At 56.2% G+C, this 8,918-nt stretch carries 15 protein-coding genes; 2 read left to right on the forward strand and 13 right to left on the reverse strand.

Features of this window, described 5'->3' with window-relative positions:
- Positions 1 to 65: 65 nt before the first annotated feature.
- The 11 genes from rplP to rpsJ form a co-directional block, all read right to left on the reverse strand.
- On the reverse strand, positions 66 to 479 hold the full coding sequence (rplP, locus tag AC2FMY_RS08750) for a 50S ribosomal protein L16 (protein WP_480750424.1): 414 nt from the start codon (positions 477 to 479) through the stop codon (positions 66 to 68).
- A 12-nt stretch (positions 480 to 491) separates the two neighbouring features.
- Positions 492 to 1,202: a 30S ribosomal protein S3 gene (rpsC, locus tag AC2FMY_RS08755; RefSeq protein WP_480603196.1), complete on the reverse strand. Its 711-nt coding sequence runs from the start codon at positions 1,200 to 1,202 to the stop codon at positions 492 to 494.
- Positions 1,202 to 1,582, reverse strand: coding sequence for a 50S ribosomal protein L22 (rplV, locus tag AC2FMY_RS08760; protein ID WP_480750425.1), 381 nt, complete (start codon positions 1,580 to 1,582; stop codon positions 1,202 to 1,204). The genes rpsC and rplV overlap by 1 nt, the downstream gene beginning before the upstream one ends.
- 3 nt (positions 1,583 to 1,585) lie before the next feature.
- A complete protein-coding gene (rpsS, locus tag AC2FMY_RS08765) occupies positions 1,586 to 1,864 on the reverse strand; it encodes a 30S ribosomal protein S19 (protein WP_005980699.1) in 279 nt (92 codons plus the stop codon).
- 3 nt (positions 1,865 to 1,867) lie between these two features.
- Positions 1,868 to 2,710 (reverse strand): 50S ribosomal protein L2, encoded by an 843-nt coding sequence (rplB, locus tag AC2FMY_RS08770; protein WP_496807245.1) that lies wholly within the window; start codon positions 2,708 to 2,710, stop codon positions 1,868 to 1,870.
- 216 nt (positions 2,711 to 2,926) lie between these two features.
- Positions 2,927 to 3,556 (reverse strand): MAE_28990/MAE_18760 family HEPN-like nuclease, encoded by a 630-nt coding sequence (locus AC2FMY_RS08775; RefSeq protein ID WP_480474050.1) that lies wholly within the window; start codon positions 3,554 to 3,556, stop codon positions 2,927 to 2,929.
- Complete coding sequence (locus AC2FMY_RS08780) at positions 3,549 to 4,649, reverse strand: GmrSD restriction endonuclease domain-containing protein (RefSeq protein ID WP_496807246.1); 1,101 nt, start codon at positions 4,647 to 4,649, stop codon at positions 3,549 to 3,551. The genes AC2FMY_RS08775 and AC2FMY_RS08780 overlap by 8 nt, the downstream gene beginning before the upstream one ends.
- Positions 4,650 to 4,760: 111 nt before the next feature.
- Positions 4,761 to 5,057 (reverse strand): 50S ribosomal protein L23, encoded by a 297-nt coding sequence (locus tag AC2FMY_RS08785; protein WP_008757532.1) that lies wholly within the window; start codon positions 5,055 to 5,057, stop codon positions 4,761 to 4,763.
- Positions 5,054 to 5,671: a 50S ribosomal protein L4 gene (rplD, locus tag AC2FMY_RS08790; protein WP_480750430.1), complete on the reverse strand. Its 618-nt coding sequence runs from the start codon at positions 5,669 to 5,671 to the stop codon at positions 5,054 to 5,056. Before rplD ends, AC2FMY_RS08785 begins: the two co-directional genes overlap by 4 nt.
- Positions 5,668 to 6,393 carry a 50S ribosomal protein L3 gene (rplC, locus tag AC2FMY_RS08795; protein WP_480750431.1) on the reverse strand — a complete coding sequence of 242 codons (726 nt, stop codon included), beginning with the start codon at positions 6,391 to 6,393 and terminating at the stop codon, positions 5,668 to 5,670. Before rplC ends, rplD begins: the two co-directional genes overlap by 4 nt.
- 18 nt (positions 6,394 to 6,411) lie before the next feature.
- Positions 6,412 to 6,726, reverse strand: a complete 315-nt coding sequence (gene rpsJ / locus AC2FMY_RS08800) for a 30S ribosomal protein S10 (RefSeq protein WP_008756422.1) — start codon at positions 6,724 to 6,726, stop codon at positions 6,412 to 6,414.
- 285 nt (positions 6,727 to 7,011) lie between these two features.
- On the opposite strand from rpsJ, the gene AC2FMY_RS08805 reads away from it, so the two are divergent.
- A complete protein-coding gene (locus tag AC2FMY_RS08805) occupies positions 7,012 to 7,398 on the forward strand; it encodes a transposase (protein ID WP_496748674.1) in 387 nt (128 codons plus the stop codon).
- The gene (locus AC2FMY_RS08810) at positions 7,365 to 7,970 is read left to right on the forward strand and encodes an IS630 family transposase (protein WP_496807249.1); all 606 of its coding nucleotides are present in this window, start codon (positions 7,365 to 7,367) and stop codon (positions 7,968 to 7,970) included. Before AC2FMY_RS08805 ends, AC2FMY_RS08810 begins: the two co-directional genes overlap by 34 nt.
- Positions 7,971 to 7,982: 12 nt before the next feature.
- On the opposite strand, the gene AC2FMY_RS08815 is transcribed toward AC2FMY_RS08810, so the two are convergent.
- Positions 7,983 to 8,537 (reverse strand): hypothetical protein, encoded by a 555-nt coding sequence (locus AC2FMY_RS08815; RefSeq protein WP_496807247.1) that lies wholly within the window; start codon positions 8,535 to 8,537, stop codon positions 7,983 to 7,985.
- A 239-nt stretch (positions 8,538 to 8,776) separates the two neighbouring features.
- On the reverse strand, positions 8,777 to 8,918 hold a 142-nt coding region (locus AC2FMY_RS08820), incomplete at its 5' end, for an EF-Tu C-terminal domain-related protein (RefSeq protein ID WP_496807250.1).

Genomic DNA, 8,918 nt, shown 5'->3' on the forward strand with positions numbered 1-8,918 from the left:
AAGGAAAAACCCTGCCGGTTTCCCGGCAGGGTCAATTCGTAACAGATCGGGCCTTTGCCCTGATCTTACCAGTCTTCGCGAACCACGACGCGGGTCTTGATCGGCAGCTTCATCGCGGCCAGGCGCAGGGCCTCGCGGGCGATGTCGTCATTGACGCCGTCGATCTCGAACATCACACGGCCCGGCTTGACCTTGGCTGCCCAGAAATCCACCGAGCCTTTACCTTTACCCATACGGACTTCGGTCGGCTTGGAGGTTACCGGGGTATCCGGGAAGATCCGGATCCAGACACGGCCCTGACGTTTCATGTGACGGGTCATGGCACGACGTGCAGCTTCGATCTGGCGTGCGGTTACACGCTCGGGCTCGAGAGCTTTGAGACCGTAGGTGCCAAAGTTCAGATCAGAGCCGCCCTTGGCTTCGCCCTTGATCCGGCCTTTGAACATCTTGCGGAATTTTGTGCGCTTTGGTTGAAGCATCTCAAATCCTCCTTAGCGACGACCGCCACCAGCACCACGAGGTGCAGGGCCGTCCTGGAGTTCCTGTGCTTTACGGTCACGTGCCTGCGGATCGTGCTCCATGATCTCACCTTTGAAGATCCAGACCTTGATTCCGATGATCCCGTAAGGGGTCGAAGCTTCGGCAAGTGCGTAATCGATGTCGGCACGCAGCGTGTGCAGCGGAACGCGACCTTCGCGGTACCATTCGGTCCGTGCGATTTCGGCACCACCCAGACGACCGGCGACGTTCACCCGGATACCCAGGGCGCCCATGCGCATGGCGTTCTGCACGGCCCGTTTCATCGCGCGGCGGAACGAGACGCGGCGCTCGAGCTGCTGAGCGATCGACTCGGCAACCAGCTGCGCGTCAAGCTCGGGCTTGCGCACTTCGACGATGTTCAGGTGCAGTTCGCTGTCGGTCATCGCCGCCAGTTTCTTGCGCAGAACCTCGATGTCGGCGCCTTTCTTGCCGATGATGACACCCGGACGTGCGGTGTGGATCGTGACGCGGCACTTCTTGTGCGGGCGTTCGATGATCACACGGGCCACGCCGGCCTGCTTGCACTCTTTCTGGATGAACTCGCGGATCTTGAGGTCTTCCAGCAGAAGATCGCCGTAGTCCTTGGTATCTGCGTACCAGCGGCTGTCCCAGGTGCGGTTGACCTGAAGGCGCATGCCGATCGGATTGACTTTATGTCCCATTAGGCTTGCTCCTCAACTTGACGCACCTTGATGGTGATCTCCGAGAACGGCTTCATGATCTTGCCGTAACGGCCACGGGCGCGCGGGCGACCGCGTTTCATGACCAGGTTCTTGCCCACATAGGCCTCGGCGACGATCAGTTCATCGACGTCCAGGTTGTGGTTGTTCTCGGCGTTGGCGATGGCGGACTGAAGGCATTTCTTCACATCCTGCGCGACACGCTTGTTCGAGAAAGTCAGGTCGGTCAGCGCCTTCTCGACTTTCTTGCCGCGGATCATCGCTGCAACCAGGTTCAGTTTCTGCGGGCTGGTCCGAAGCATGCGGGTTTTCGCCATTGCTTCGTTTTCGGCCACGCGGCGGGGGTTCTTTTCCTTGCCCATGACTTACTTCCGCTTCGCTTTTTTGTCAGCGGCATGGCCATAATAGGTGCGGGTCGGCGAGTATTCACCGAACTTCTGACCGATCATGTCTTCCGAGACGTTGACGGGGATATGTTTCTGGCCGTTGTACACACCAAAGGTCAGACCCACGAACTGGGGCAGGATGGTGGAACGACGCGACCAGATCTTGATGACTTCGTTGCGGCCCGATTCGCGCGCAGCTTCGGCTTTTTTCAGCACGTAAGCGTCGACGAAAGGACCCTTCCAAACAGAGCGAGACATGGATTAACGTCCCTTCTTCTTGGCGTGCCGCGAGCGGATGATCAGCTTCTGGGACGCTTTGTTCTTGTTGCGGGTACGCTTACCCTTGGTGTCCTTGCCCCACGGGGTTACCGGTGTACGGCCACCCGAGGTGCGGCCCTCACCACCACCGTGCGGGTGGTCGATCGGGTTCATGGCGACACCGCGAACCGACGGACGGATGCCCTTGTGGCGCATGCGGCCGGCTTTGCCGTAGTTCTGGTTGCTGTTGTCGGGGTTGGACACGGCACCGACGGTGGCCATGCATTCCTGACGGACCATGCGCAGTTCGCCCGAGCTCAGACGGATCTGGGCATAGCCGCCATCGCGACCAACGAACTGAGCGTAAGTACCGGCGGCACGTGCGATCTGACCGCCCTTGCCGGGCTTCATCTCGATGTTGTGGACAATGGTACCGATCGGCATGCCCGAGAACGGCATTGCGTTGCCGGGCTTGATGTCGGCCTTGGCGGATGCCACGACCTGATCACCAACGGCAAGACGCTGCGGAGCCAGGATATAGGCCTGCTCGCCGTCTTCGTATTTGATCAGCGCGATGAACGCGGTCCGGTTCGGGTCATATTCGATCCGCTCGACGGTTGCCGCGACATCAAATTTGTTCCGTTTGAAGTCAACGATCCGGTAGAGACGCTTTGCGCCACCGCCGCGGCGGCGTGAAGTGATCCGTCCGGTGTTGTTCCGGCCGCCCGATTTGGTCAAACCCTCAGTGAGAGACTTGACCGGACGTCCTTTCCAAAGCTCCGAACGGTCGATCAGCACCAGCCCGCGCTGGCCCGGCGTCGTCGGCTTGTACGACTTGAGTGCCATGCTTTCTGTCTTCCGTTTAGCAAGTGCGAGGGGAGGTCCCCCGCTATGTGATAGGCCCCCGTAGGTGCCATGGGTATAGGGCCCCGAAGGTCCCCGGTTTCAAATATCTAAGGCCCCGGAACGAATCCGAGGCCGCAAGATTGGGAGCATCTAACAGGGTTGGGGGTGGGTGTCTATAGCTTCTCCTCGATTATTGTGCACCAAGGAAACCGTAAACTAAACTCTTGTTAGCATCGCTTCTTGAAAGAGGTCAGCAACCTCCAACAATAAAGCCGCTGCAAAATCAACGTGCGCATCCACATCCATTGCTGTAAGATCTGGAGAGTCACCATGCGCAACTGAATGTCGCCAACCCACCAATTCTTTATCGATTCGATTCCGAAATCTCTGCATTCTAGCAAGATCAAAATCCAACAAACCGAAGTTTTCAGACAAGCGTGAAAAATCAAGATTGGAACGCGCCATCACGATCTTTTCATCGACACTGTCGTAACTACAATCGATCTGGCTCTTCAATTTAGCCACAAATCCGTGTCGAGCTTCAAGAGAGTGGTTTCGATCCCGGACACGGTCAAAATCACTGCTCAACGCACCAACTAGCAAACTCCAATCCTTGTCGCGAACCTTTCTGCCACTTGATTTAAGGAAGCCCAAATATGATTTAACACATTCGTTGTAAAAACCTTCCCAGCAGGCATAAGACAATACAACAACCGCTTTGGATTTTACTCCATAGACGTCTCCGGATGCAGCGTACTTGAAAGACCTTTTGACTTCTGACAACTCCTTCGCCCGCCTGAGTCGAGCTCCGTCGATCTCATCGAAGAATGCCCCCAAGTTAGACATTAGGATTAAACCATTGCGCTCCGAACGGGACAGTCCGCTGCAATCTGACGGTTCCCCTCAGTCCAGATGCACTCATAGGCACCACTTCGGGCTGGTGCCAGAAATTTGCAATTTTGTCTGATATGTATTTTTCTGAGTTGGCCAATGCTTCGATTGCTTCTTTGTTCCGCCCAAGGCCAACGGCAATTGCTTCTAGTGCCCTCAAGGAAAAACGTGGGGCAATACCGTCTGGCGCATTGGCTGGAGGTATCAGTGCGTCATCACCAGCAACTTTGTACAACATCTGCACAGTCCAGGAAACGGTTCCCATAGCTTTCGCCATGTCTTCACTCGCAAGTATGTCTACAATGGCATGGTCCAAAAACTCTTGCACATCGAGATCTCGGTCAAAATCTTTGAAGATATGCACGAGTAGTCGGACAGCATACTCTATGTTTCTTTGGGTCTCGGCCTGAGCATCATTAATCTTGAATACAGAATTGAATTCAGGGCTCTTCGCGAATTCCCGAATTTCCTTGGTAAATTCGCTATTTGCAAGAACCATCGCGCAAGTTCGCACTTCTTGCTCATTGGCATAAGCTCCGCCGCGATTCAAACGCTGAAAGAGATCGTATTTTGTTTTTGGATCACTTGGGTGCTTCAAGATTTGAAATTCGATGCGTGCCCTGCGAAAGAAGAGCTGAAGTGCTTTATCGAGTTGAACTTCGTCGTCCTCTTCTTTCTCCCAAACCACATTATCCAATGAAGCTAAGTATTTAGTCGCTTGAAGCTTGGAGCGAAGTGATTCACCCGTTTCTACGTCTTTCAACAGCCCCATGAACTCTAGTAGGGTACTGGTTCGCTGCAGGCCGTCTATAAGCTCCCATGTGCCGTCTTCGTTTTCGTAAGCAAACACAGGTGGGACAGGGATACCCACAAGAATAGACTCGACGAAGTTGGATTTTCGCTCATTCGTCCACCTGAAAAGCCTCTGAAAGTCCGGGAGAATATTCAACTCGCCTGAAGAATACATGTTCCCAACTTCGCCAATTGTAATCTGAACACTATCGGTGTTGACAGTTCGCTTAGCGACTTCAATTTCAGACTTAAGCATCTAAATTCCTCAACCTTTGATTGTCCGGATATTACTGGACGTTAAGTCCCCCGCAACAAAAAAACCCCCGCTTTCGCGGGGGCTTTTATCTCTCTCCAAGGACGGGTTCGGTCAGAGACCGGTGGACACGTCGATGGTGTTACCCTCTTCCAGGGTCACATAGGCTTTTTTGACGTCTTTCCGACGGCCCAGCTGGCCGCGGAACCGCTTGACCTTGCCTTTGGTCACGGTGGTGTTCACCGCCTTGACCTTCACACCAAACAGCGCCTCGACGGCCTCTTTGATCTGCGGCTTGTTGCTGTCGATCGCCACTTCGAAGACAACCGCGCCATTCTCAGATGCCATGGTCGACTTTTCGGTGATGATCGGCTTGCGGATCACGTCGTAATGTTCTGCCTTGGCACTCATTTCAGTCGAGCCTCCAGTGCTTCGACAGCCGCTTTGGTGAGCACCAGGGTGTCACGCTTGAGGATGTCATAGACGTTTGCGCCCATCGACGGCAGGATATCCAGGCCTTCGATGTTGCGGGCTGCGCGGGCGAACCCTTCGTTCACGGTGGCGCCGTCGATGACCAGAGCGCGCTTCCAGCCCAGGTTTGCAACCTGCTTGGCCAGAGCGGCGGTCTTGCCCTCGGATGCGGCGTCTTCGATCACGACCAGTTCACCTGCCTTGGCTTTGGCCGACAGAGCGTGGCGCAGGCCAAGCTTGCGGAACTTCTTGGGCAGGTCGTGGCCGTGCGAACGCGGGGTCGGACCCTTGTAGATGCCACCCTTGCGGAAGATCGGCGCGTTGCGGTCACCATGGCGTGCGCCACCGGTGCCCTTCTGGCGATAGATCTTCTTGGTCGAGTAGCTGGTTTCCGAGCGGGTCTTGACCTTGTGGGTGCCGGCCTGCGCGTTGTTGCGCTGCCAACGGACCACACGGTGCAGGATGTCCGCGCGCGGCTCCAGGCCGAACAGGTCTTCGGACAGTTCGATGTCGCCTGCCTTGCCGCCGTCCAGTTTGATTACATCAAGTTTCATGCTTCACCACCTTCCGCGGGCGCTTCTTCCGCCGGTGCTTCGGTTGCGGCACCTTTCAGCGCAGCCGGGAACGGCAGGCCTTCGGGCGCTTTCTTCTTGACGGCGTCCTTGACGGTGACCCAGCCCGACTTCGGGCCCGGAACGGCACCCTTGATGAAGACGAGGCCACGCTCGGCATCGGTTTTCACCACTTCGAGGTTCTGGGTGGTAACACGGGCAGCACCCATGTGACCGGCCATCTTCTTGCCTTTGAACACCTTGCCCGGGTCCTGACACTGACCGGTCGAGCCGTGCGAACGGTGGCTGATCGACACACCGTGCGAGGCGCGCAGACCACCGAAGTTGTGGCGCTTCATGGCACCGGCAAAGCCTTTACCGATCGAGGTGCCCGACACGTCAACCTTCTGGCCAGCCAGGAAGTGTTCGGCCGAGATTTCGGCGCCCACTTCGATCAGGCCATCTTCGGAGACGCGGAACTCGGCCAGCTTGCGCTTGGGTTCGACCTTGGCAGCGGCGTAGTGGCCGCGCATGGCCTTGGAGGTGCGTTTTGCCTTGGCAGCGCCGGCGCCCAGCTGAACGGCGGTATAGCCGTCTTTGTCAGCGGTGCGCTGTGCAACGACCTGCAGGCCGTCCAGGTGAAGAACGGTCACAGGAATCTGCTTGCCGTCTTCCATGAACAGGCGGGTCATGCCAACTTTTTTTGCGATAATACCGGAACGCATATTAAATACCCTCCGATCTTACGACTGCAGCTTGATCTCGACGTCCACACCAGCAGCGAGGTCGAGCTTCATCAGCGCATCAACGGTCTGGGGGGTCGGATCAACGATGTCGAGCAGACGCTTGTGCGTGCGGATCTCGAACTGGTCGCGGGATTTCTTGTCAACGTGAGGGCCACGGAGAACCGTGAACTTCTCGATCTTGTTCGGCAGCGGGATCGGGCCGCGCACGTTCGCGCCGGTCCGCTTGGCAGTGTTGACGATCTCTTGCGTGCTGGCATCCAGAACGCGATAGTCAAATGCCTTCAGCCGAATACGGATATTTTGGCTTTGCATAGTAACAGCCTTTTATCAGGCGTTGGGGTTGAGAGGAGGACAGACGCGCATCGCCAACCCTCTTCGAACCCAAAAGGCGGGAATCACCCCGCCTTGACGTTCTTGCTGAGAACTCGCGCGTGATAGTGGGGTTGGTGGGGTTTGGCAAGGGGTAAATGGGTTCGAAGCGGTAGTAACGACTCCACTCGCATCATTCCCACGCTAAAGCATTTCGACTGAAACCTGAATCGCGGGGGGTTCCCATTGAGGTTCGGGTGTGATTCATCCTGTTTGGGAGGATGGATCATGTCAGCACCTTTGCCGTTGGCGTTTCGGACGCGCTTTCAGAGATTGATTGAAGAAGGGTTAAGTGGGCGCGCGGCAGCGTTGCGCTTGCGGCTTTCGCCCGCCACAGGCGCGCGTTGGGCGCGTCAGGTTCGGACCAGAGGTCATGCGAACCCCGCGCCCCAGGGGCCTCCGCGCGGTCGGAGAAAGCTGGCGCCACATCGGGCATTCTTTGAGGAACTGATCGCCCAGGACCCCAACATTTCGCTCTTCGAACTGCGCGACGCATTGGCGGAGGCGGAGGGCGTTCAGGTGCATCACTCGTCGATTGCCAACCTGCTGTCCCGGCTCGACTTCACGTACAAAAAAAGTCGCTGGTCGCGACCGAACGCCGCCGCGCCAAGGTAAGGCAGCAACGCGCAGATTGGTTCAAGCACCGCCTGCCTGCCATTGCTGCACTGTCGGATCGTGTTGTGTTCATTGATGAAACAGCCGTGAAGACGAACCTGACCCGCCTGCGCGGCAGGGCCAAGCGAGGTCAGCGCCTGACGATGGACGCACCATTTGGAAGCTGGGGAACACAGACGCTGATCGCCGGGTTGACGCAGGATGCATTGATTGCGCCGTGGGCTATCAAGGGGGCGATGGACGGTCCGACCTTCGCGGCCTACATCCGCGAGGTGCTTGTCCCGGAGATCGCACCCGGGACGGTGGTCATCCTCGACAACCTGTCGACGCATCGCAACAGAGAAGCCGCGAAGGCCTTGCGTGACCACGGCTGCTGGTTCCTCTACCTGCCGCCATACTCACCTGACCTGAACCCGATTGAGCAGGCGTTCTCGAAGCTCAAAGCTCACCTGCTTCGGGTCGGTGCGCGCACCTTCACCGATGTCTTCAGCGCCATCGCGGCTATCTGCGACCTCTACCACCCAACCGAATGCAGGAACTACTTCAAGGCTGCCGGATATGTCTCAAGTTAAAACCGTAACGCTTTAACTTTCAACTAGGGCTATATCCATTCCGTTCTTCGCACGTGCGGCAAGTAGCATTTTCCTAACTTCTTGCCGCCGATCACTTCCAATAGGGATGCCCCATTTTTTATTCCCCGCATAGCAATCGAGGATCCGACCCAAGTGCCCTGAAACTGATCGTCCTCGAAGTCCGGTGAGCGTAGTACCCTGCATACCTTCAATTTGCGCTTTGGAATATACTGACACACCATTTCGTTCGTAGATCCAAACATAATTCCCTTTGGAGCCGATATGCTTAGTCATCTTTTTGCAGGACTCTTTGAGTTCATCCATGTCTACGCTGCGATCATATTTTGCTTGGATTAAAACTCCTTTGTCGAAACCGCTATCTCCGTCCAGCGAGAAGGAAAGAAAGATGTCAGCACCAACAATTTTTTCGATTGATCTCGGTCCCCGGTCCGGCAGGGATTGTCCGGTCACACGAATAGAGTACGGACCAATCTGAACACCGTCGATTTTATCCTCAAGGCGTTGGCAAATGCGAGATGATATTTCGGGCTCTTGCGTGGTACTCACGCCGTTGTCCAAGTCCGAATAGAGGTCTCCTACCAGATCATCTATCGCATTGCCAATTTTTGCAGCAACTTCGTTCCTGATTTTCTATCAATCATATTAGGTGAAATCCTGAAAATTGTCTTAACTTCTTCAATTCGAAGTAGGTTGAAGACAGGTTGTGCGACCAATCAAAAGGCCGCCCCTTATGGAGCGGCCTTCTTTAGTTCACCGATGTGCCGGGCTGAAGCCCGGCCTACGGATTATTCAATAATCTTCGACACGACGCCGGCACCGACGGTGCGGCCGCCTTCGCGGATGGCGAAGCGCAGGCCGTCTTCCATCGCGATCGGTGCGATCAGCTCGACGGTGAAGCCGACGTTGTCGCCCGGCATGACCATCTCG

Source organism: Ruegeria sp. YKSE079, assembly GCF_059612845.1.